This window comes from Micromonospora sp. NPDC049101 (assembly GCF_040648675.1).
GTDB lineage: Bacteria > Actinomycetota > Actinomycetes > Mycobacteriales > Micromonosporaceae > Micromonospora.
In genome coordinates this window covers 23784-46062 of sequence record NZ_JBEZED010000016.1, presented here as the reverse complement: position 1 = coordinate 46062, position 22279 = coordinate 23784, and the positions used below count along the sequence as shown (strand labels likewise).

Below are 22279 nucleotides of genomic sequence, written 5' to 3'. Positions count from 1 at the left end.
GCGGCACGGCGTACCCGTCACCGATCAGGGACACGGCGGTTGGCTGGTCTAGGTCATGCTCAGTGCCGGCCGCAAGCCGCGTGAAGCTGACATAGCCGGGGACAGTGCGCGTAATACGAATCTTCACAGTGAACCCCTTTCAGGTAGAGAAAAGGGGGCCCCCGAAAGGGCCCCCTCTGTCGACTCGTCCCTAGAAAGGGATCAGGCGGTAACGGTGATCGCCTTCACGCTGTTCAGGTCGAACAGGTCACCCGAACCGCGCCAGTTGACCTTAAAGGCCACAACGTCACGGTCAAAGCCGTACTCATCCGACCGGGTAACCCTGAGCTGATTAACCTGACGGATCAGGTACTTACTCGGGTCACCGAACAGACCAACCTTTGCGGAAGCGCCAGCAATCGGCATGTTCGGGTCGGTGATAACCGGCTTGCCCCAAATGGTATCCGGCTCGCCCGCCTGGACCGACGGACGCCAGAGGTAATTGCCGGTCGTATCCTTGATCTTCGACAGAACCGGAACGGCGCTGTCGTTGAACAGGTAAACACCGTTCCGGCGGTACGGGGCGGTAAGGCTGTACTGAAGGTCAAGCAGGTTCTCAAACGTGATGGCCGAAACGGTGGCCGCGTTCACGCCCGAAGTCGTGGCCCGGTAAGCCCAACCCGCCGGCTTGTTGGTGCCGTTGCCCAGGAGCAAATCCTTAACAACGTCGTCAGCAACAGTCTCGCCAGCGTCGTTCGCCAGGATCGACAGGATCGGCAGAGCCGAGTCCGAGACGATTTCCTGCGTCGCCTCAACGATGATGCCGTACTTGTAGGCACCAATGTTGGTCTTGCTCCACGACTGGTCACCCTTGCCGTACGCGGTGTTCTCAGCGGTCAGCAGAGAAGTACCCGCGCCAGCAGTCGGGACCACCGGCTGAGTAGCCGGGTTCATCGCATTCTTAACGGGCCACTCCATAACCTCACCACCGGAGGTGGTCATCAGGCGGGCCCGGCCGAAGAACTGCGAACGGTTCCGCATAGCCTCAAGCACCTGAGCCACGAAAGTAACCGGCTTAGTGTTACCGGCGTTCGCAGCCACACCAGACTGAGCGGTACGAAGGTCGAAATTGACCTCAGACACCTTGCCGAGAGCCAGCGCGCGAAGCTCCGCCGCCTCGTCCCGGCCCTGAGTCCGGCGCTCACCGTTGCCGGCCGCCAGGCTAGCCGCACGCGCGGTCAGCTCGCGGTTTTCGACCTCACGCTCAGCCGCCCGGACGTGGCCCTCAGCCTCATTGCCCAGAGCGTCAATGTCAGCGTTAATCCGCGCGGAACGCTCGTCACGCTCACCGGCCGAAAGCCGGCTGTCATCCATGACCGAGCGAAGCTCACTGAAAGCCCGCGCCCGCTTCTCAAGTGCCGCATTAGCCGCAGCGATGTAATCCACTTAAAACCTCATCTCAGAATGGGGAGAACCCCCGGTTTTGGGCAAACAAAAAACCCCGGACCGTGTAAACGGCCGGGGTTATCGGGCGGGGGTTCTTACCCGCGCAGACCCGCAAGGCGTGCGCGCATCCTGAGCGCGTCACCCTCAATGTCCGGCAGAATGACTGCCTGGCGAACCTCAGCGACAAGGGAAGCCGCATAATCAATTGCGCGCTTATCCACCTTGCTTTCGCTGGACAGGTACGCCGGGTAAGTCACCGGGGACACGTCAAACAGGGTCATTGACCGAATGGACCTCAGCGGGAAATCGTCTTCGTCCCGCGTCCATTCCTCGCCGTTGGGCATGACCTGGAAACCAAAGGACGATTGGGTAACGTCGCCACGCTCAAGCGAGATCAGAAGATCCCGCGCGTAGCTCTGTCGCTCGTCCACATCAATTTCGTACTCAAGCCCGGTTGAGTCCTCAGACATCCGCAGCGTTCCCGCCCGGTTCCTGCCAAGGATCAGATTCGCGTCATGGTTGACAAGGGCCCTAATGTCGTCCCGCTCGATCGCGTCCTTACCGGCACCTTCAAGAATCGTTTCCTTGAAGCCACCGAGGTTCTGACTGCGAGCGTTAAACTTGTAGGCATAGCCGGCCACGATTAGCCGACCCTCACCAGCCGTGCGGGTTTCAACCTCGGACGGGAGTACGCGCCTTTCAATCACTGGCACCAGTCCCCTTTTCGTCCGCCGGGGGATCACCCGCCGGCTTTTCTGTTGGTGGAGGCTCGCCCGCCGGCTGTGCAACCGGGGCCGGGGCAGCCTTCACCTTTTCCGCCCCAACGGGCGTGACATTCAATGGCCGAACGTGGACCTTGCCCTTACCGCCGGGGATTGGTTCCAAGTCCTCAAGGGCCCGCACCTCATCCAGCGACATAATCCCGTTGTTGACCGCCTGGACGTACGCGGCGAACCGCTCCGCCGTCTTAGCCCTCAGCCGCGCGTCAACGTTGAATTTGACGTACTGCCCGTTAGGCAGTAGCCGGGAAATGGCTTGCTCAAGTCGGGTCAGCCAAGGAACAAGCGTGTAATCCACGAAAAACTTGTTCTGTTCCTCAACACCCGACCCCCACGAACTAGTGACCGTGGGGTCAATGAGGTGAGGGGGCACCCGGTAAAGCTGCGCAATCTGGATGTTCTGAAAGCGCCGAGTCTCAAGGAACTGAGCCTGTTCCGGCGTAATGGAAATACTCTTCCAGGACGCACCGCCCGTGAGCACACCGACAGCATGCGAATTCTTGATACCCGTGTGCGACTTCTTAAGCATTCGGGCGAGGATTGCAACCTCACCCGGCTTAGGGTTACCGGGGTGCTCGATTACGCCTGACATGGTGGTGCCCTGGCTAAAGAACCGCGCGCCGAATTCCTCCGCAGCCAAGCCCAAACCGATGGCTTCCGCCGCATGCTCGATTACCGACAGGCCGCGCCGCTGGCCCGGCTTAGTGAAAGCCGGAATGTGGAGGATTTCCGTAGCGTTGAACGTCTGCCCGCCATACTCGTAGAGGGGGGTAGACGAATCCTCGTCCACCACGACCTGACTCGGGTCAAGCACGAACGCGGCAATGATGCTGCCGCGAGGGTTGCCACCATCCCGGGTCAGGTGAATGAAGGCGTTGCCGTCCTCACCCAACAGCGAAACCATGACCTTGTGCCAAAACGTGTACGGGGTTTCAAAGGCGTTCGGCTCTACGAGCCAACCCGGGTTGTCCAGGGCTTCCCGCTTGCCGTTCTTTTTCACCTTCCGGTAAGTGTCGATCGGCAGGGTTGCCACGCCGTCAGCAATAAGCGACTGACACGACCACACCGCAACCAGCGTCCGGGCCCGCTCAGGGTTGATGTCCTGGCCTGACGCCGTGGGGGTGGCAGACTGCTCAACTTCCGTAGCCCAATTGCTCTTAGGGCCGTTCAGGGCGGCCCGCTTCTCAAGCCGTTTAAACAGGCTCACTCGTCAACCGCCCAACCGATGACGCACAGAAAGGCACCAGCCAGAAACAGCCCGAACCAAACCGCCAACACGAAACCGCCGGCCGCAAACACGGCCAGGCCGATAACCTGCAACCAGTTGGCCCGACGCTTACGGACGTACGCCGAACCGGCGTTAATCGTCTTCCGCATTCCAAACTTCAAGGAATTCAGCCAAGGCGCTAGTCTCTTCACTGCTCATGCCCTCCCCTCCGTCGTAGTTCTCAAAGTCGTGATAGGTCACGTCCGCTTCACCCTCAATCGGGATGGCGGCACAAAACAGGGCGGTAGCCAAAGCGGCTATACCGTCGATCTTTTCGCCCGACTTCTTTTTGCTCGGTTTCATGAGGCCGTCACCCGTGATCTCTAGTTCCACGTTGTCAGCCATCCACCGAAGAACGGGGTTGCCGCCGTGGTAAAGGGATCGCTCCGCTAGGTTCGCCTCAATCGACTTACACGGATCGTTCATGCGGGGTGCCGTCTGCGGCACCTTCACCGTTTGCTGTCCCCGATCCTCAATGAGGCTGACGAGGTGCGTCGCGTTCCACGGGTCATAGCCGATCAGGCGAATACGGAACGTCTCTGCGTCCCGGGTGATGTGCTCAAGGATCACGTTGTAATCCGTTGTAACGCCCTCTGTGACCGTGAGGTGTCCGTCCCTAGCCCATACCTCCATGCGGTCGCGCATGTTCGTACGCGCCTGTACGGCGGGCCGGGGGACGAAGAAATGAGGTAGCACCGTGAACCCGGATGCGTTGGCATCCTCGGGGGAGCCCTTAAACAGCAACAGCCACGCCGTGAAGTCCTGCGTACTCGCCAGGTCGAGAGCACCGAAGCACTCCCGGCCCTTAAGGCTGTCCCGTGCAAACGTGGTGGTGCCGTTGGCATCCCAAGTGTTCATGTCAAGCCAGCGTTCAGCCTGCGAAACCCATTGGTTGAGCCGGAACACGCGGAAAGCGTTCTGAGCACTCGGCTTTTCGGCTGCCTCTTTCGCTTCCGCTCTCAAGTTGTTGATGTTCAGAAAGTCGCCAAGAGCAGGGTTGGCGAAATACCAACCCGTACCCTGCGGGTGCTCCGGGGAGGGCGGTTGACCCTCGTCTTGCCAATCCGCATCCCGAGGAACGCCCCTAATGAAGACGAACCGCGAAGGGTCGCGCTGCTGGTTCTCGCGGTCGGCAATCAGCGATTCCCCGTACTCATGTTCCGCCAGGGCGAAAGCCGCTGTCGTGTACGCGGCTGTAGTGGCCGCGAGCAAAAGCGGTTGAGCGCGGGTGCCGAAACCCTGCCGCAGCGAATCCCAAAGGTGCCGGTCCCGCTGGGTCAACACCTCGTCAAACAGAACGGCTGACGGGTTGGTGCCAAGAGCGCCGGCAGCATCACCGGGCAACACCTGATAAAAGGAATTCGTCTTGGCGTAGACCAGCCGCTTTTTTGAGTCGATGATCTCAACTGCCTTCGCTAGCTTCGGTTGAAGCTCAACCATCCGCTTAGCGGTGTTGTACACCAATGACGCCTGATCCCGGTCAGCCGCAACCGAGTAAACCTCTGCGGATTCCTCCTGATCCCAAATCAGGTGATACAACGCCAGGGCGGAAAGAACCTCGCTCTTACCGTTCTTCCGGGCCATCTCCATCCAGGCAATTCGGTACTGCCGTACCCACTCGTCGTACTGATCGTCAAGCGCAACCGTCCCGTAAAGCGGACGGATGATCTCGTTTTTCTGCCAATCCGCCAGGATGAACGGCGCTCCGGCATGCCTGCCCTTCGTATGAACAATCATGTTCTCAATGAAGGTGATGACGCGTTGAGCGCGTTTCTCGTCATACCGAAACTCACCCGGAGGCGGGTTTGCCGGCCCATGAGGGGCAATCGGATACAACTGCACCTCCCATGGTTTGACAAGCCGTACAGACTAAATTAACGTTGCAGAAGTCAGCGAGGAACACCGAGCAGAGGGAAACGAAATGGTCACCTGGACGATTGCCTACCGCAAGCCGCGCGCTAACCACTTCAAGCGGGCTGCCAACTTCGCGGGTACCTGGCACCAGGCCCGAGAGGTTGCCGCCATGTTCATGGAGGCGAACCCCGATTTGCAGGTCTACTACGTGACCACCGCGTCTACTGAGCAGGACGAGGCCGCCCGAATTGCTGCGGGCACCCTCGGAGCGGAGTACGCCGACGATCACGGCAACGTGATGCTTGACAACGGCAAGCGGATCAAGGTTCGTGAGACGGGGCAACTGTCGCCGGAACTGCTGGCCCGCGTCCCGGGCCCCGTTGGCGCTAAGGCCCGTTACGAGCGTGACGCCTACTGACAGCGTTTAAACCATGGAGGGCCCCCCGCACCGGGGGGCCCTTTTTGCTTGCCCGGGTGGACTCGAACCACCAACCACCCGCTTAACAGGCGGGTGCTCTGCCCATTGAGCTACAGGCAATCGGCCGCAATCGGCCGGTACGGACAGGTGCCACCTTCATAGCTCGGGCCATGAACCCCGGGGCCCCGCTGGCATGCGCGGGGAGCCCTTATACGTGGCACACATCGCAAGGGTGGGCGGATTTGAACCACCGACAGGCCGCTTTGGAGGCGGCAGCTCTGGCCGGACTGAGCTACACCCTTATGTTGCCCCGGTTGTTTACATGGGCCCGGGGCCCTCCCACGACGACCATCAGGGGCCGCGCCTGGACTTTGGACGGGAGGGGAGTGCATGCCCCTGTTGCCCTCCGGCGCTCCCTGCGCCGGGCCCGTCCGCCCCATCCCAAGGGCAATCCTCACAGCGGGCACCAGGGGCCCCGCGTCGATCATGGTTTGACAAACCATACAGACCTAACCTTAGATGGGGGTGTCAGCAAGGAACGTCACCCCCAGCCAGGGAGCCCCACCCCATGAGCCAGGCCGTCAAGACTGCTCTAGCCACCTCCAAGGATCTCCGCCCGAATGAGCGGCTGATCCTGGTGTCGATCGCTGCGCACGCCAACAACGAGGGCGACGCGTGGCCGTCCGTGGCGACGATCGCTGAGTACGCGGGTGTCTCCACCCGGACCGTTCAGCGGTGCCTAGCCAAGCTCGTTCAGTTGGGCCGGCTGGTCGTCCGCCAGGCCGCCAACATCGCTACCCGCGTCTACCGGCTTGTCACCGGCACCAGCACCCCGGGGGGTGACATCCAGGGCCCCGGGGGTGACAACGGGAGCGTTGGGGGTGACATCCCTAGGGTGTCGCCCGAAGTTGTGAAGACCAAAGAGAAGAAGAACTACCGCGCTGCCGCGCGGGAATTTCTCTCTGGTGCCAAGAGCAAAAGTGCCAACCCGCAGCGAGCCCCGTACCCGTACCCGGTTCGTCAGGGTGCCGCGTTGCCGCCGGCCCCTGGTGCTGAGAAGTGCCAGCGTCCCGGGCACATCGGGCAGCTTGCCCGTAGCTGCGGCGTGTGCCGCTCCGAGAGCCTTGCTGCGGCCTGAACTACAGCGCCCCTAGGTGCCGCTCTAGGTCATCCTCTGCGGTGCTCTCAGCGCCAATGCCAAGGTTCTGCCGATCCTTCGGCGTGAACCCGAACCGCTGGCCGTAGTTGAGCATCGTTGCCGACGAGTCTTTCATGACCTGTGCGGCAGGGTTCTTCACAAGCCCACCGTCCCGGCCCGTAACAACGGTGCCGTGTTCCTCCAATGCCAAGCGGGCATCATTGAATGCCTGCCAACTTGAGCAGTAGACGACCAACGCGGCGTAGTCCACCATTTCGATACGGCCCACCTTTTCAAGGTAGGTCGTAATGCGGGACCACTCGGCGAATGCTTCGCCCTTAAGGTCACCGGGTGGCCTAGGCCGCCCGGTCTGACTCTTAGCCTTCGTTGGAGTTGGATTGTTGGAAGGGTTGCCGTGCAGAATGGTCAACTCAGGGGGCTTGCGATCCCTCGCCACGGTAACCCCCTTTCCATTCAATCCCGTTGCATAAGTATTCCGCATGATTATGCGGAACCTCTGAATAATGCCGCTGACTTAGCGTCAATTCCCACAAACTCTAGGCAATCCCAGGCACGCAAACGCGCCTAAGTACGTGGGTCTGCGGAAGGGAGGCCAGAAAGTTTTGACCCCCCCTCCCCTCCGGGAGTGCATACCCCATTGCATAACTGAGCAGGCAGAATGTATAAAACCCCTGTATGTTATGCGGTGCGATTGCCTCGACCTGAGTTGCAAGCTTTGTGCGCTGGTCTGAGGTTGCTTAGGTCATTGGTACCACCCCTGCTGAGGGGTGTTACGTGGTCTGCTGTGTTAGCACCATACCTACCACATAGCCAGCACTTATCACTGTCAGCTAATACCGTACGCCTGTTGCGTACGTACTCTGCTGTATACCCACGCTGTGTACTACTCATTGTGTGGTTACGCTTTGGCCTGTGCTTAGCGCACCTACTACCTACGCCAAGGGGGATTAGGGTTCTGCATACAGTGCAGGTATTACTACTCACTGCACTACCCCCCAATAGTAGGGGCTGCCCGTTGGGCAGCCCTATAATAGGTAGTTACTACTAACTAAGGGCCCCTTGAGGGGGCCCTATTATTGGTAGTTGTTCTACTGGGCAACCCCTTGGAGGGTTGCCCTTTAAGTTGTGTTGGTGTCGGTCGGTCGCTTCGCTCCCTCCCTCCACTACTTATAACCACCTGCCAACCCCGGATGTGCAGGAGTGACCCCGGTCACATCTTCCCCTGAGGGTGGGTGTTGGGTGCTGGTAAGGTTTGGTCTGTAAGTACGGCACCGGGATTCGCACCCCGGGGCCGGGCATGCGGCCTAGTAGCTCAAGTGGCAGAGCAGGGCCCTAGTACCCACGACGGCGGTTGTGGGGAACCGGCCTGGTTGCGGGTTCGAGTCCCGTCTAGGTGCGACAAAGGGGCCCTGTGCCGGGGCCCTTTTTTCAGCCCTTCAAGGTTAGGTCTGTATCGTTGAGAGAGACGAGGATTCAGGTTGCAGAACAACACGTTCGCTACGGCCACCACCACGGACCCGATTTCCGTTCTGCGCCCCTTCCAGGCGCACCGGCTCTACCCGGCTGCCGTAGAGGCCGTGCACCGCGCCAAGGTCGTTGAGGGCGCGATTGCCGCTAAGGTGCTCGCCGAAAAGATCGCCATTGAGTTTGAAGAGGTCTACCTCCGGGATGCTGCTACCCGAATTCAGCAGATCATGACTGCCGCCCCGGATGCCCCCAACTACGGGGAGCCCAATTGTGAGTAGCGCGGTAGCGGTAATCCTGTTCGCCCTTTCGGAACTGCCGCCGGCTGTGGCCGCTTATTGGTGGGGGAGGTTCTTCCGGTGACGACCCTTGTTTGCGCTCTGATCATCTGGACTGCCGGAGTGGCGTTCGGAATCATCATCGGGAGCGTGATCCGGTGAGCATCTTTGTTCCCCTGGCGGTAATCCTGCTGGCCGTGATCCTCGGGGCCCTCATTGGGCGGTTCCTGGCGTGATTTCCTTCTCCGCTGACAGCGAATTACTCGCTAGGGCCCTATCGAACGCCCTGGCGTTCATTCCGGCCAACTCTCGGATGCTCAACGTCTGGATGCGTGTAAACGCGGAAGCTCAGACCGTGGAGATCGTCGGGACCGACAGTTACGCCGTGGGAGCCTCCACGGTTCCCCTCAGCGGCTACACGGGCCCTCCCGAGGGCGGGGAATTCCTGATCCAGCGGGGCAAGGCTGATACGAAGGTCGCTGAGGGTGCCGCCGGTATCGAGCGCACTATCAGGATGGCCGGCAAAGGCCCCTGCGACGTGTCTGTAACCGACGTGACCATTCAGGTTGAGCCCATGGGCGGAGACACGCTGCGGGTGGCCCTGACGTTCGCCCCGGAGCAATTTCCGCTCTATCAGCACCTAGCCGGTGAGATGGAGATTGCCGAAAAGCGAGACGAGGTGATCCCGGGGGTTGTGTGCCTTGACCCGGCCCTCTGGTCCCGGTTTTCCAAGGTGAAGACGGACAAGAGTGGGCGGATGGCGGATTTGCTGTTTGGTGACAGCCCGCTTGACCCGGTGCTTGTGAAGATCGGCCCGGACTTCCGGGGATTGATGATGCCCATTGATCGGGAGGTCAACGGGAAGAACGTTGGAGAGGACGGGTTATGGTAGGTCAAACTGAGGCACGGGAGCGCGTTCTACGGGCTGCCCTGCGAGTGCTGGCAGCCGAACGTCCCGAGGTGCAACACGCGGACGTTGATGCGGAAGCTGAGTACGCAGACGGAGAGCTAGCTAGGGCTTCCCGTGACCTGGTGGCTGCCGTGGACGCCTCCACCCGCAAGCCGATCGGCTGGTAACCAGCCGCACACCCCCCACCTACAGAGCAGGGCCCCTACCTCCGGGTAGGGGCCCTGTTTCGTCGTGGGATCAGTCGATGGGGATCACAGCGTGCCCCTTGGGGGCCGGCTTCTCCGGGGTGTCCGTTGGGGGGCCAGCGAGCCCGAGGGCAAACAGCTCCATGAGGGGAGCGCCGTGCACAGTGCAGAGGGTGAGGGCCCGGGTTTCAGGCCCCACGGTGAGGATGATGGGCGGTAGGTCTGCGTCCTGACCGCAGGTAGCACACTTCCAGGCGGACATGCCGCGTAGCCTACCCTCACTAGCCAAGCGCCTACCCTGTGACCTGCGTCGGAGCCTGAACATCCCCGAAAAAACGCTGTAAAGCATTTCCATTTCCTCCTGCGCGGCAAGCGGCGGATCCACCAGACCCCGGACCAGGTGCACGTCACCGCCTGCCGGCCGTGGCTGGTCGCCGAGTTCGCCCGGCTGCGTCCGGAGATCGTGGTGGTGCTCGGCGCCACCGCCGCCAAGGCGCTGCTCGGCCCGTCCTTCCGGGTCACCCGGCAGCGGGGCGAGCTGCTGCCCTGGCCCGAGTCGGCACAGCACCCGGAGGACTTCCGGCGGGTGCCGGTGGACGACTCCGGGAAGCGGGCGGACGTGCCGCAGACCCGGTTGCTGGCCACCATCCACCCGTCCGCGGTGCTGCGCGCCGACGATCAGGACAAGGCGTACGAAGGGCTGGTCACCGACCTCGCCGTCGCCAGCCGTGCCCTCGCCGGGTAGGTAACCGACAGCCCCCGCCGTGCCGGGGGCCCGCGCCGAGGCCCGGCCGGGTCGCCGTCGAGAATCGCCGGTACGGTCGGGTGGCGAGGCGATACCCGCCAGAAACGTCAATGCGCGATCGGCGTAACAGGTCCTCTACAGACTCACACGAGTCGATCTTGTAGGGGAGGCCGTTATGAGCGACGAGACGCAGTCGATGGTCAGCCGGCGTGGGTTCCTGCGCGCGGTCGGAGTCAGCGGCGGTGCCGGTGCGATGCTCGCCACGATGGGCGCCATGGGACTCGCTCCCAGCGCGGCCGGATCGGTAACCCCCGCCTTCCGAGCGCCGCAGCGATCGGATTTCACCCTGACCGGGCGGTCCGGTGCCAGCGTGGTCGTTCTCGGCGGCGGCATCGCGGGGCTCACCACCGCGTACGAGCTGGGCAAGGCGGGCTATGACTGCACGGTCCTGGAGGCGCGGCACCGCGTCGGTGGGCGCAACCTGACCATCCGGGGTGGCGACGTCGAGACCGACCTCGACGGCCGCACCCAACGGGCGGGCTTCTCCGACGGGGTCTACTTCAACGCCGGGCCGGGTCGGATCGCGCAGTGGATGGTCACCATGGACTACTGCCGGGAGCTCGGCGTACCCATCGAGGTCTTCACCAACCAGAACGCCGACGCCTGGATCTACAACGAGTCCGCCGGGATGACCGAGCCGGTCCGGTACCGCACCGCCAAGGCCGACGTGTACGGCTACGTCTCGGAACTGCTCGCCAAGGCCACCGACCAGGGTGCGCTCGACGGCCGGCTCACCACCGAGGACCGCGATCGGCTGCTGTCGTTCCTGCAGAGCTTCGGCGCGATCGGCGGGCGGGCCAGCGACTGGGCCTACACCGGCAGCAACCGTCGCGGCTTCTCCGGGTATCCCGGTGCCGGCAACGACGTGGGCAGCCTGCTCGGCGCGCCGCCGCCGCTCTCCGACGTCTTCGCCAGCAACGTGGGCCGGTACTTCTCGTTCGAGTTCGGCTACGACCAGGCCATGCTGATGTTCCAGCCGGTCGGCGGGATGGACCAGATCCCGCGCGCACTGGCCAAGGCCGTGGGCACGAGACGGGTACGCCTCAACGCCGAGGTGACCGGGGTGACCGACCGGGGCAGCCGGGTCGAGGTGACGTACCGCCAGGGTGGCCGGCAGTCGCAGATCACCGCCGACTACTGCGTGGCGGCGCTGCCGCCGCACCTGATGGCCCGGGTGCCGCACAATCTCGGCGCAGCGGTGACCGCCGCCCTGGCCGACTTCCCGGTCACCGCCGCCGGCAAGATCGGCCTGGAATACCGCAGCCGCTGGTGGGAGACCGACCAGCGGATCTACGGCGGCATCACCGAGACCGACCTGGACCTGTCACACATCTGGTACCCGTCGTACGGCTTCCACGGCAAGCGCGGCCTGGTCGTCGGCTACTACAACACCGGGGCGAACGCCAGGGCGTACAGCGGGCTCGCGCCGGAGCAGCGCAGCGAGCGCGCGATCAGCCAGGGTGTGAAGATCCACGGTGACAAGTACCGCAGTGAGCTGGTCACCTCGTACTCCCACGCCTGGGACCGGACCCGCTTCATCGAGGGCGCCTGGACGTCGCCCCGGTACGGCACACCCGGATACAACCTGCTCCTCCAGCCGGCCGGGCGGGTCTACTTCGCCGGGGACTGGCTGAGCCACGAGGTGGCCTGGCAACACGGCGCGTTCGTGGCAGCCCGGTCGGCGATCTCCGCGCTGCACCAGCGGGTGATGGCCGGCTGACCTAAACCGTCCACGGTCGACGGTGCGCGGGGGTTGCGCGGCTGCCGTGGGCGGGTAGCACAGGTCGATGGATGTCGACAGCGCGACGGTTCGTGCCGGTGTCAGTCAGAGATGGAGAAGCTTCCTCGGGCGGGCGCCCGGGCTGCAGCTCATGGCCGTCTACTGGGTGCCGATGACGCTGCTGATCGGGTTGCCGGTGGGCTGGCTGTTCGACCGGGAGGAGTCGCTGGTCGAGGCCGTGCTGGACGCCGCGCTGGGCGTCGTCTGGGCGGTCCCCTCGATCTACCTGAGCCAGCGGATCGTGGGCGAGGCGGGGGCACGGCGCGATCCGGAAGGGTACGCGCTGCGCCAGGCACTGCGCGAGGGCACCGTGCCGGCGGACGACCGGGTGCGCGCCGAGCTGCCCGGCTACCTGGCGGGGCAGCGGCGGGGGACCTGGGTGGGACTGCCGGTCGTCCTGGGCACGTGCCTCGGTCTGATCCTGCTCGCTCTCCTCGGCGGCGACCGGGAGGGCGCCGCGGTGATCATCAGCGTGATCGCCGCCGGCAGCGTGGCCGTCGCCGTGCACACCCTGAACCGGATCCGCCGACTGGCCTCCCTGCTCACCACACCCGGACCACGCGAGTGAACGACACCCATCCGCCGGGCGCGGGGCGGTGGGTGGGAGCGGCTCGGGTTGGCTGTCGGCTAAACCCACTGCCGCTTGCCGTCGTCGGTGCGCGAGGATGGGTCACCCCCTCCTGAGGAGCGCAGATGGCCACCGACCTGACCGCGCCGCGTACCGTCGCCAGCCCCGACGTCACGTCGATCCAGCGTCGTACCCTGCGCCTGCTCTTCGCCACCCAGATCATCGGTGGTGTCGGCGTGACCATTGGCATCGCCGTGGGTGCGCTGCTCGCCACGCGGATCGCCGGCACGGCGGTGGCCGGCGTGGCGCAGAGCGCCGGCGTGGTCGGTGCGGCGCTGCTCGCCGTCCCGGTCACCCGGATCATGGCGCGGCACGGGCGGCGACCGGGTCTGGTGGTGGCGTACGCGGTGGGTGCCGTCGGTGGCGTACTCGTGGTGCTGGCCGCGGCCACCCGCTGGGTGCCACTGCTCTTCCTCGGCATGCTGCTCTTCGGCGGGGGCACCGCCGCGAACCTGCAGGCCCGCTACACGGCGGTGGATCTCGCCGAGCCGGCCCGACGAGGACGGCAGCTCTCCCTGATCGTCTGGGCGACCACCATCGGCGCGGTGGCCGCCCCGAACTTCGCCGCGCTGGCCGACCGGGTCACCACCGGCTGGGGGTTGCCCCCGCTGGCCGGGCCGTTCGCGTTCAGTGCTGTCGCGTTCGTGCTGGCTGCCGCCGTACTCCTCGGGTTGCTCCGGCCCGACCCGCTGCTCACCGCGCGGCGCCTCGCGGCGGCCGCCACGCCGCCGACCCGCGCCGCGCCGCCGACCACCGTGCCGGTCACGGTGCGCGCGCCGCGCGGCGCCGGGATGCGGGCGGCCTGGTCGGTGGTACGCGGACAGCCCGCCGCCCGACTCGGCATCGCCGCCGTGGCGGTGGGTCACCTGGTGATGGTGGCGGTGATGGCGATGACCCCGGTCCGGCTCGGTGAGTCGCACGCCGATGCCGACGTGCTGCGCCTGGTCGGCATCGTGTTGAGCCTGCACATCGCCGGCATGTACGCGTTCTCCCCGGTGGTCGGCTGGCTCACCGACCGGCTCGGCCGGCGGGCGGTGATCCTCGGCGGGGTCGGGCTGTTGCTGGCCGCCTGCGCGGTCGCCGGCACCGCGGGGCACCACACGCCACGGCTCTCGGTGGGTCTGGTCCTGCTCGGGCTGGGCTGGTCGGGGACGATGGTGGCCGGTTCGACGTTGCTGTCCGAGTCGGTGCCGGCCGACGTGCGGCCGAGCGTGCAGGGGCTGTCCGATCTGATCATGGGGTTGGCCGGGGCTGCTGCCGCCGTGGTGAGCGGGTTTGTCATGCAGTTCGCCGGTTATCCCGTGCTCACCCTGCTCGCGGCGGTCGCGGCGGTGCCCCTGGTGGCGCTAGCGTTGCGCCCGGTGCCGACCAGGGCACCGGACGAGGAGGGCTGATCACTGTGCGGCTGACCGACTTCTGGACGCGCCTTGACGAGGCGTTCGGGCCCGGCTATGCGGCCAGCATCGCCCGCGACCAGGTGCTGTCGCAGCTCGGCGGACGGACCATCGAGCAGGCCCTGGCGTCGGGGGAGCAGACGCACGTGGTGTGGCGGGCGGTTTGTGCCGCGTACCCCGACCGCGTGCCCGCCCGACTACGCTGAGCAGCCTTTTCGTCGCTTCCGCGTGTCGCTTGTCGAGTCGTACACCTGTTCGGCTATTGTCCACAGCGGGGTGCTCGTCCACAGCTCGCGGCCCGTCGGCTGGTTTTCTGTCGGACCCAGCGCCTAGCGTGTCCGCGTGACGCGAAGCTCAGCAAAGACGCCGGCGAAGGCAGGGGTGGCAACCATGGCAGCAGGGCCTGACCGGGAGAAGGCACTCGACCTTGCTCTCGCTCAGATTGACAAGCAATTCGGCAAGGGCTCGGTGATGCGGCTGGGTGACCGGCCGGTCGTCCAGACCGCGATCATTCCGACCGGCTCCATCGCGCTCGACGTGGCGCTGGGCATCGGCGGTCTGCCGCGCGGCCGGGTGGTCGAGATCTACGGCCCCGAGTCCAGCGGTAAGACCACGGTGGCACTGCACGCGGTGGCCAACGCCCAGCGCAACGGCGGCATCGCCGCCTTCATCGACGCCGAGCACGCGCTCGACCCGGAGTACGCGAAGGCCCTCGGCGTCGACACCGACGCGATGTTGGTCTCGCAGCCGGACACCGGCGAGCAGGCACTGGAGATCGCGGACATGCTGATCCGCTCCGGTGCCCTGGACATCATCGTGATCGACTCGGTGGCGGCCCTCGTGCCGCGTGCCGAGATCGAGGGCGAGATGGGCGACAGCCACGTGGGTCTCCAGGCCCGGCTGATGAGCCAGGCACTACGAAAGATCACCGGTGTGCTCAGCAACACCGGCACCACGGCCATCTTCATCAACCAGCTGCGGGAAAAGATCGGCGTCATGTTCGGCAGCCCGGAGACCACGACCGGTGGTCGGGCGCTGAAGTTCTACGCCTCGGTCCGGCTCGACGTGCGACGCATCGAGAGCCTCAAGGACGGCACCGACGTGGTCGGTAACCGCACCCGGGTCAAGGTCGTGAAGAACAAGGTCGCCGCGCCGTTCAAGCAGGCCGAGTTCGACATCATGTACGGCAAGGGCATCTCGCGTGAGGGCTCGCTGATCGACGTCGGCGTGGAGCAGGCGATCATCCGCAAGTCCGGAGCGTGGTACACGTACGACGGCGACCAGCTCGGCCAGGGCAAGGAGAAGGCCCGGGAGTTCCTGAAGGAAAACCCGGACGTGGCCGCCGAGATCGAGAAGAAGATCCTGGAGAAGCTCGGCGTCGGTGTCGGCGCGGGTGACGCCGCCGGTGGCCCCGAGCTGCCGCCTGTCGACTTCTGACCGGTCGCTGACCCATGGCAGGACGACGCGCCCGTACGGGGCGGGGCTGGGATGCCAGTCCACCTCGTACGGGCGACGCCCCTGATCCACCCCGCCCCCGCCAAGGCCGCCGTGGGCGTTCCGCGGAGACCGACGCGGTGGAGCCTCCCCCTCGTGACGAGTCGGAGGTGGCCCGCGAGATCTGCCTGCGGCAGCTCGCGGTCCGGCCCCGCACCCGGGCCGAGCTGGCCGGTGCGCTGGCCAAGCGGGGCATCTCCGAGGAGGTCTCGGCCGAGGTGCTCGACCGGTACGACGAGGTCGGCATCATCGACGACGCCGCGTTCGCCCGCGCCTGGGTGTCCAGCCGGCACTCCGGGCGTGGTCTGGCCCGCCGGGCGCTCGCCAACGAGCTACGCCGCAAGGGCGTGGACGGCGAGGTGGCCACCGAGGCGCTCGGCGAGCTGGACGAGGAGACCGAGGCCGACACCGCCCGTGCCCTGGTGGACCGCAAGCTGCGCACCGCCCGGGGTGAGCCCGACGCGGTGTTCCGCCGGCTGGTGGGCATGCTGGCCCGCAAGGGCTACCCGCCCGGCGTGGCGATCCGGGCGGTGAAGGACGCCCTCGCGGCGCAGAGCGCCGAGGCGGCCGAGTTCGCCGAGCAGATCGACGCCGACGCGCTCGCCGACGCCGAGGGCGAGTTGGACCGCGACAACCGCCCGATCGACTGAGAATCGCGCTGGGTGCGGTGGGTGGTCCGATGCTGAAGGCGTGTCTGAACGGTGGACGCGGCCGGGACGCCCACCCGGCGGTGCCGGTCACGCCCACGGAGCTGGCCGTCGACGCGGCCCGTTGCGCGGCGCTCGGCGTCGCGGCCGTGCACGTCCATCCCCGGGACGCGTCGGGTGCCGAGTCGCTGCGCCCAGAGGTGATCGCCGACGCGCTCACCGCGATCCGCGCCACCCGCCCGGGGCTGCCGGTGGGGGTGAGCACCGGCGCCTGGATCGCGCCGGCCCCGGCCGACCGGGTGGCCGCCGTCCGGGCCTGGTCGGTGCTGCCCGACTTCGCCTCGGTCAACGCGCACGAGGCGGGTGCCGAGGCCGTCGCCGCAGCCCTGCACGGGCGGGGTGTGCTCGTCGAGGTGGGGCTCTGGACGCTCGACGCCGTCGAGGCGTATCGGGGGTGGCGGGTGCCGGCCGGCCGGATCCTCGTCGAGTGCATGGCCGAGGCGGTGCCGGTCGCGTTGGCCGACGCGGCGCGGATCCTCGACGCCCTGCCGTCGCGGGGAATCCCACCGGTGCTTCTGCATGCCGAAGGGCCGGCCACCTGGGCGGTGCTGGCCGATGCGGTCAGCCGCGGTCTGCACACCCGGATCGGCCTGGAGGACACACTCCTACTGCCCGACGGCACACCGGCGCCGCACAATGCCGCACTGGTCACCGCCGCGCTGGCGGCCGGCGCCCACTGAGCGCACGGCGCTGGGCGGGGCGGGCGGCGCGATCCTGGCGGGCGAGCCGCGATCTTGGCGGGACGGGTGTGATCTTGGTCGGGGTGAGCCTGGCGGGGTGCCGGGCGCGGAGGTGGGGTCGTTGTCGTCACACAGTGGGCTCGCCGAGGGGCGCCGCCGTCGCTGAACAGGCACGACATCCGGATTAGGGGTGGGTGCCTCGCCGTGTTTGTCCCGTCGTGTCCGACACGACATCACCTTTGGGTGACGATGCAACTTCTCTCCGTTCGGGGGGTTTGATCATGAGTCCTTGACCAGAGCACCCCCGGCGACCTAGCCTCGCCATACAGGCTCACATTGCCCGACCATCGCAGGCTAAGCGCACAACATAGATCGCGTAACAAGACAGCATCACTTTGGCCGACTCCGCGGCCTTTGGCGGCAACTCCGGACAGGCCGGTCCGGGACGCCGCGACAACTGCACCCGGTCGCCGACGTTGCCCACGGGCACCGCCGGCGGAGAGAGCTACCCACGGCCAGCCGCTCCGGTCGGGCGTCCACAGCCGCAGGAGTGTGCCCCCGGCACGGTCGCTGCGGTCTCGACGTTAGGGGAGGCGGCCATGGCGGGGCGGCGGCACAGGTTCATCGGTAGACCCGACGGGGTCCCGGCATGAACGCCTTCGACGTCGTGCTTCTCGCGGCCGTCCTCGTCCTCGCCGTGGTGGTGATCGGAGCCGTGCTGGTCGGCATCCGGACGCTGCGCCGGGTGGGCGCGGCACCGGCCCCGGAGGATCCCGCCTTCATCGCCGAGAAGGACCGCCAGGAGCAGTCCCTGGCCGCCCTGCGGACCGCGGCCGACGAGGCGAACAGCACGATCGACGTGGCGAAGTCCGCCGCCGCGGCGGCGCGTACCGAGGCGGCGGCGGCGAAGGCCGAGGCGAAGGCGGCCCGTGCCGAGGCCCGGCGGGTGCTCGACGACGCCCGCGCCGAGGCGGACACCGTCCTGGAGCGCGCCCACAAGCAGGCCGAGGCGGACGCCGAGCAGTTGCGGACGACGGCCCGGCGCAGCGGTGAGCGGGAGGTCGCGGTGCTCGCCGCCACCACCCGGGAGCAGGCCGCCGAGGTGGAGCGTCGGGCGGCCCGGATGGACGAGCGGGAGCGGATGCACACCGAGGAGGTGGAGCGGTTCGCCGAGCGGGAACGGCAGCTCACCGAGGCGCGTGCGGCCCTCGCGACCCGGGAGACCGCGTTGGCCCGTCGGGAGGTCGAGCTGGCCGAGTCCGAGGAGCTGCGCCGCCGGGAGTTGGAGCGGGTCGCCGGGCTCAGCGCCGACGCGGCACGAATGGAGCTGGTCGAGGCGATCGAGACCCAGGCCAAGCGGGAGGCGGCGCTGCTGGTGCGCGACATCGAGTCCGATGCGCGTAACACCGCCGAGCAGCGGGCCCGACACATCGTGGTGGACGCCATCCAGCGGGTCGCCAGCGAGCAGACCGCCGAGAGTGTGGTCAGCGTCCTGCACCTGCCCGGTGACGAGATGAAGGGGCGGATCATCGGCCGGGAGGGGCGCAACATCCGCGCCTTCGAGTCGGTGACCGGCGTCAACCTGATCATCGACGACACGCCCGAGGCGGTGTTGCTCTCCTGCTTCGACCCGGTCCGCCGCGAGGTGGGTCGGTTGACCCTGGAGAAGCTGGTCCTGGACGGGCGGATCCACCCGCACCGGATCGAGGAGGTCTACGACCTGGCCCGGCAGGAGGTGGAGCAGCTCTGCCTCCGTGCCGCCGAGGACGCCCTGGTCGAGGTGGGCATCACCGAGATCCACCCGGAGTTGGTGGCCCTGCTCGGTCGCCTGCGCTACCGCACCTCCTACGGGCAGAACGTGCTCAAGCACCTGGTCGAGACCGCGCACATCGCCGGCATCATGGCCGCCGAGTTGCGGCTGGACGTGCCCACCATCAAGCGGTCGGCGTTCCTGCACGACATCGGCAAGGCGCTCACCCACGAGGTGGAGGGCAGCCACGCCATCATCGGCGCGGACCTGGCCCGCAAGTACGGCGAGCACGAGGACGTGGTGCACGCCATCGAGGCGCACCACAACGAGGTGCCCCCACAGACCATCGAGGCCGTGCTCACCCAGGCTTCCGACGCCTGTTCCGGTGGTCGGCCGGGCGCGCGTCGGGAGAGCCTGGAGGCGTACGTCAAGCGCCTGGAACGGATCGAGGAGATCGCGGCCGGCAAGCTCGGCGTGGACAAGGTCTTCGCTATGCAGGCCGGCCGGGAGATCCGGGTGATGGTCAAGCCGGACGACGTGGACGACATCGGCGCTGCCGTGCTGGCCCGGGACGTGGCCAAGCAGATCGAGGAGGAGCTGACCTACCCGGGTCAGATCCGGGTCACCGTGGTCCGCGAGTCGCGGGTCACCGAGATCGCCCGCTGACCGGCCCGCTCACCGCGAGTTCAGCAATATCGGGGTGTCCCCAAGGAGGGGACACCCCGATATCAGGAAAGCACCGGGCGGCCCGGCGGGAAGCACGTCCCCGGTCAGCCCTGCGGTTCGCTGACGGTGTGGCCGCCCACCGGAGTGGCGCCGGCGGCGGTCCGTCGCTGGGCACGGAACCCACGCTGACGGCTACGCCGGTCCAACCAGTTGGCGAGCGCGGTGAGCAGCGAGTTGATCACGATGTAGATCGCGGCCACCACGATGGCCGCGGCGACGATGTTGCCCTTGTTCGCGGCGAGGTCGTTGACCCCGCGTTGCAGCAGCTCCGGGTAGGCGACGATGTAGCCGAGCGCGGTGTCCTTGAGCAACACCACGAGTTGGCTGACGATGACCGGCAGCATCGCCCGGGCGGCCTGCGGCACGAGGATCAGCTGCATGACCTGGCTCTTGCGCAGGCCGATCGCGTACGCGGCCTCGGACTGGCCACCGGGCAGCGAGCGGATCCCGGCCCGGAACGCCTCCGCGAGGACCGAGCCGTTGTACAACGTCAGCCCGATCACGACGGCCCAGAAGGCGGTCACCGGCCCGTCGATCACGAACGGCACGCCGTAGAAGATGAAGAAGATCATGAGGAGCAGCGGTACGGCGCGGAAGAACTCGACCACCGCGCCGGACGGAATGCTGATCCAGCGACGCTCGGAGAGCCGGCCGACCGCGAAGATGATGCCGAACGCCAACGAGAGCACCATGCCGACCGCGGCCGCCCAGAGTGTGGCGAGCAGGCCGGGCCCGATGAACTGGGTCCACGTCGCGGCCTCGGTGAAGGGCTTCCAGAGCTGCCCGTCCCACTGGCCCGCCTCGTCGAACTTCGCGTAGATCCACCAGAGCAGCCCGGCCAGGGCGACCCCGAAGACGACGGTCAGTGCCGCGTTGCGGATGCGTGCCCGAGGCCCCGGGTGGTCGTAGAGGACGGAGTCGGTGCTCATCAGCGCTTCACCGCCAGTCGGTTGGCCAGCCAGCCGAAGGCGTAGCCGGTGGGGATCAGGAACGCGGCGAAGGTGCCGGCGAAGACCAGGAAGATCATGATGACCGCGTTGCCGTTGTCATTGATCAGCTGCTTCATCACGTTTGAGGACTCCATCAACCCGATCGTGCCGACGATCGTGGCGTTCTTGCAGAGCGCGATCAGGATGCTGCCCAGCGGTGCGATCACGGAGCGCGTGGCCTGGGGCAGCACCACGATCCGCAGGGTCTGCACGAAGGTGAGACCGATCGCGCGGGCCGCCTCGGCCTGCCCGGTGGGCACCGTGTTGACGCCGGAGCGCAGCGCCTCGCAGACGAAGGAGGCCGTGTACACCGACAGGCCGACGACCCCGAGCCAGTAGTTGTTCAGGTCCAGGTCGTCGGAGAAGCTCAGACCGAGGCTGGAGTAGAGCCCGAAGTAGCAGAAGAAGACCACCAGGGTCAGCGGTGTGTTGCGGAAGATGTTGACCCAGGCCGTCCCGAAGCCGCGCAGCACGGGGACCGGCGAGACCCGCATGGCGGCGAGCACCAGGCCGAGCGCCAGCGCGAACAACGCCGACGCGCCGGTCAGCTTGAGGATCCAGACAAAGCCCGACAGGTAGGCGTCGAAGTTCGTCGGATCAGCGAATACGTCCATGCGTCGGCTCCCAGGGGCAGGTCGTCGGCGTCGTCACGGGCCGAGGGCCGACACCCGTGATCGGATGTCGGCCCTCGGGACCGGTCAGACGCTGCCGCAGTTGGTCAGCTTGGTGGTGTCCAGCTCGGGTGCGGCCTTGCCGCTCTTGCCCAGGCTGGTGTCCCAGGCGGCCTTGTAGGTGCCGTCCGAGGCGGCGGCCTTGAGGATCTCGTTGACCTTCTCGCAGCCGTCCTTGTCGTCCTTCTTCAGGCCGATGCCGTAGGGCTCGCTGGAGAAGGTCTTGCCGACCACCTTGAACTTGCCGGCGTACTGCGACTGGGCGGCGTAACCGGCGAGGATGATGTCATCCGTGGTGACGGCGTCGACCTGGCCCTTCTCCAGCAGCGGCAGGCACTTCGAGTACGCGTCGAACTGCTGGAGCTTGGCCTTCGGGTAGTCCGACTGGATCCGCTTGGCGGGCGTGGAGCCCGAGGCCGAGCAGACCTTCTTGCCCTCCAGGCCCTCGGGGCCGGTGATCGTCGAGTCGGCCTTGACGAGCAGGTCCTGGCCGGCGATGAAGTACGGGCCAGCGAAGTTGACCTTCTGCTTGCGCTCGTCGTTGATGGTGTAGGTGGCCACCACCAGGTCGACGGTGCCCTGCTGGATGAAGGGCTCCCGGTTGTTGGAGACCGTCGTCTTCCACTCGATGTTGTTCGCGTCGACGCCGAGACCCTTGGCGATGATCTTGCCGATCTCGATGTCGAAGCCCTCGTACTGGCTGCCGGTCTGCAGACCCAGGCCGGGCTGGTCGGCCTTGACGCCGATGACGAGCTTCTTCTGCTTCTCCGCCTTGCCGACGATGCCCTTGGCGCCCGAGCTGCCGGTGCTGCCGCCGTCGTCCCCGCCACAGGCGGTCATGGTGACGGCCAGGGCCGCGACCGCGGCGACTGCCGCAATGCGCTTGATACGCATACTCTTCTCCTTCTTCGACGGA

22 protein-coding genes, 2 tRNA genes and 2 pseudogenes are annotated in these 22279 nt (G+C 66.3%); 14 read left to right on the top strand and 12 right to left on the bottom strand.

Annotated elements, in window-relative coordinates; genetic code table 11:
* Positions 1-201: 201 nt before the first annotated feature.
* The 5 genes from AB0B57_RS22315 to AB0B57_RS22295 form a co-directional block, all read right to left on the bottom strand.
* Positions 202-1425: a phage major capsid protein gene (locus AB0B57_RS22315; protein ID WP_357072877.1), complete on the bottom strand. Its 1224-nt coding sequence runs from the start codon at positions 1423-1425 to the stop codon at positions 202-204.
* Between the two features lie 95 nt (positions 1426-1520).
* Positions 1521-2132 carry an HK97 family phage prohead protease gene (locus AB0B57_RS22310; RefSeq protein WP_357073256.1) on the bottom strand — a complete coding sequence of 204 codons (612 nt, stop codon included), beginning with the start codon at positions 2130-2132 and terminating at the stop codon, positions 1521-1523.
* On the bottom strand, positions 2125-3411 hold the full coding sequence (locus tag AB0B57_RS22305) for a phage portal protein (protein ID WP_357072874.1): 1287 nt from the start codon (positions 3409-3411) through the stop codon (positions 2125-2127). Before AB0B57_RS22305 ends, AB0B57_RS22310 begins: the two co-directional genes overlap by 8 nt.
* Positions 3408-3581 (bottom strand): hypothetical protein, encoded by a 174-nt coding sequence (locus tag AB0B57_RS22300; RefSeq protein WP_357072871.1) that lies wholly within the window; start codon positions 3579-3581, stop codon positions 3408-3410. The genes AB0B57_RS22305 and AB0B57_RS22300 overlap by 4 nt, the downstream gene beginning before the upstream one ends.
* The gene (locus AB0B57_RS22295) at positions 3565-5313 is read right to left on the bottom strand and encodes a terminase TerL endonuclease subunit (RefSeq protein ID WP_357072868.1); all 1749 of its coding nucleotides are present in this window, start codon (positions 5311-5313) and stop codon (positions 3565-3567) included. Before AB0B57_RS22295 ends, AB0B57_RS22300 begins: the two co-directional genes overlap by 17 nt.
* 79 nt (positions 5314-5392) lie before the next feature.
* On the opposite strand from AB0B57_RS22295, the gene AB0B57_RS22290 reads away from it, so the two are divergent.
* Entirely contained in the window at positions 5393-5743 is a 351-nt protein-coding gene (locus AB0B57_RS22290) for a hypothetical protein (protein ID WP_357072865.1), read from the top strand.
* A 47-nt stretch (positions 5744-5790) separates the two neighbouring features.
* On the opposite strand, the gene AB0B57_RS22285 is transcribed toward AB0B57_RS22290, so the two are convergent.
* A tRNA-Asn gene (locus AB0B57_RS22285) sits at positions 5791-5863 on the bottom strand.
* A 107-nt stretch (positions 5864-5970) separates the two neighbouring features.
* Positions 5971-6045, bottom strand: a tRNA-Trp gene (locus AB0B57_RS22280).
* A 266-nt stretch (positions 6046-6311) separates the two neighbouring features.
* Here AB0B57_RS22280 and AB0B57_RS22275 point away from each other — a divergent pair.
* Positions 6312-6881 carry a helix-turn-helix domain-containing protein gene (locus AB0B57_RS22275; protein ID WP_357072862.1) on the top strand — a complete coding sequence of 190 codons (570 nt, stop codon included), beginning with the start codon at positions 6312-6314 and terminating at the stop codon, positions 6879-6881.
* 1 nt (position 6882) lies between these two features.
* Here AB0B57_RS22275 and AB0B57_RS22270 read toward each other — a convergent pair whose 3' ends face one another.
* On the bottom strand, positions 6883-7383 hold the full coding sequence (locus AB0B57_RS22270; protein ID WP_357072859.1) for a phage terminase small subunit P27 family: 501 nt from the start codon (positions 7381-7383) through the stop codon (positions 6883-6885).
* Positions 7384-7580: 197 nt separating this feature from the next.
* On the bottom strand, positions 7581-7793 hold the full coding sequence (locus AB0B57_RS22265; RefSeq protein WP_357072856.1) for an HNH endonuclease signature motif containing protein: 213 nt from the start codon (positions 7791-7793) through the stop codon (positions 7581-7583).
* 410 nt (positions 7794-8203) lie between these two features.
* Between AB0B57_RS22265 and AB0B57_RS22260 the strand changes: the two are divergent.
* From AB0B57_RS22260 to rny, 12 genes and pseudogenes are all read left to right on the top strand, one after another.
* Positions 8204-8300, top strand: a pseudogene (locus AB0B57_RS22260).
* Between the two features lie 80 nt (positions 8301-8380).
* Positions 8381-8647, top strand: coding sequence for a hypothetical protein (locus AB0B57_RS22255; protein WP_357072852.1), 267 nt, complete (start codon positions 8381-8383; stop codon positions 8645-8647).
* Positions 8648-8876: 229 nt separating this feature from the next.
* Entirely contained in the window at positions 8877-9536 is a 660-nt protein-coding gene (locus AB0B57_RS22250; RefSeq protein WP_357072849.1) for a hypothetical protein, read from the top strand.
* Positions 9537-10073: 537 nt separating this feature from the next.
* Positions 10074-10484: pseudogene (locus tag AB0B57_RS22245) on the top strand (uracil-DNA glycosylase family protein); the annotation flags it as partial.
* Positions 10485-10659: 175 nt separating this feature from the next.
* Positions 10660-12264 (top strand): flavin monoamine oxidase family protein, encoded by a 1605-nt coding sequence (locus tag AB0B57_RS22240; RefSeq protein ID WP_357072846.1) that lies wholly within the window; start codon positions 10660-10662, stop codon positions 12262-12264.
* A 67-nt stretch (positions 12265-12331) separates the two neighbouring features.
* A complete protein-coding gene (locus AB0B57_RS22235) occupies positions 12332-12892 on the top strand; it encodes a hypothetical protein (RefSeq protein ID WP_357072843.1) in 561 nt (186 codons plus the stop codon).
* Between the two features lie 125 nt (positions 12893-13017).
* Positions 13018-14346 (top strand): MFS transporter, encoded by a 1329-nt coding sequence (locus AB0B57_RS22230; protein ID WP_357072840.1) that lies wholly within the window; start codon positions 13018-13020, stop codon positions 14344-14346.
* A 5-nt stretch (positions 14347-14351) separates the two neighbouring features.
* Positions 14352-14552: a DUF3046 domain-containing protein gene (locus tag AB0B57_RS22225; RefSeq protein WP_030489422.1), complete on the top strand. Its 201-nt coding sequence runs from the start codon at positions 14352-14354 to the stop codon at positions 14550-14552.
* Between the two features lie 184 nt (positions 14553-14736).
* Positions 14737-15783, top strand: coding sequence for a recombinase RecA (recA, locus tag AB0B57_RS22220; protein WP_007456801.1), 1047 nt, complete (start codon positions 14737-14739; stop codon positions 15781-15783).
* A 14-nt stretch (positions 15784-15797) separates the two neighbouring features.
* On the top strand, positions 15798-16490 hold the full coding sequence (locus AB0B57_RS22215) for a regulatory protein RecX (protein ID WP_357072836.1): 693 nt from the start codon (positions 15798-15800) through the stop codon (positions 16488-16490).
* A gap of 29 nt (positions 16491-16519) precedes the next feature.
* On the top strand, positions 16520-17227 hold the full coding sequence (locus AB0B57_RS22210; protein ID WP_357072833.1) for a 3-keto-5-aminohexanoate cleavage protein: 708 nt from the start codon (positions 16520-16522) through the stop codon (positions 17225-17227).
* 649 nt (positions 17228-17876) lie between these two features.
* Entirely contained in the window at positions 17877-19643 is a 1767-nt protein-coding gene (gene rny, locus AB0B57_RS22205) for a ribonuclease Y (RefSeq protein WP_357072830.1), read from the top strand.
* A gap of 104 nt (positions 19644-19747) precedes the next feature.
* Here the strand turns inward: rny and AB0B57_RS22200 are convergent, their stop codons facing one another.
* From AB0B57_RS22200 to AB0B57_RS22190, 3 genes are all read right to left on the bottom strand, one after another.
* A complete protein-coding gene (locus AB0B57_RS22200) occupies positions 19748-20632 on the bottom strand; it encodes an amino acid ABC transporter permease (protein ID WP_357072827.1) in 885 nt (294 codons plus the stop codon).
* Positions 20632-21306, bottom strand: coding sequence for an amino acid ABC transporter permease (locus tag AB0B57_RS22195; protein WP_357072824.1), 675 nt, complete (start codon positions 21304-21306; stop codon positions 20632-20634). The genes AB0B57_RS22200 and AB0B57_RS22195 overlap by 1 nt, the downstream gene beginning before the upstream one ends.
* 84 nt (positions 21307-21390) lie before the next feature.
* Positions 21391-22257 carry a glutamate ABC transporter substrate-binding protein gene (locus AB0B57_RS22190; protein ID WP_357072821.1) on the bottom strand — a complete coding sequence of 289 codons (867 nt, stop codon included), beginning with the start codon at positions 22255-22257 and terminating at the stop codon, positions 21391-21393.
* Between the last annotated feature and the right edge of the window lie 22 nt (positions 22258-22279).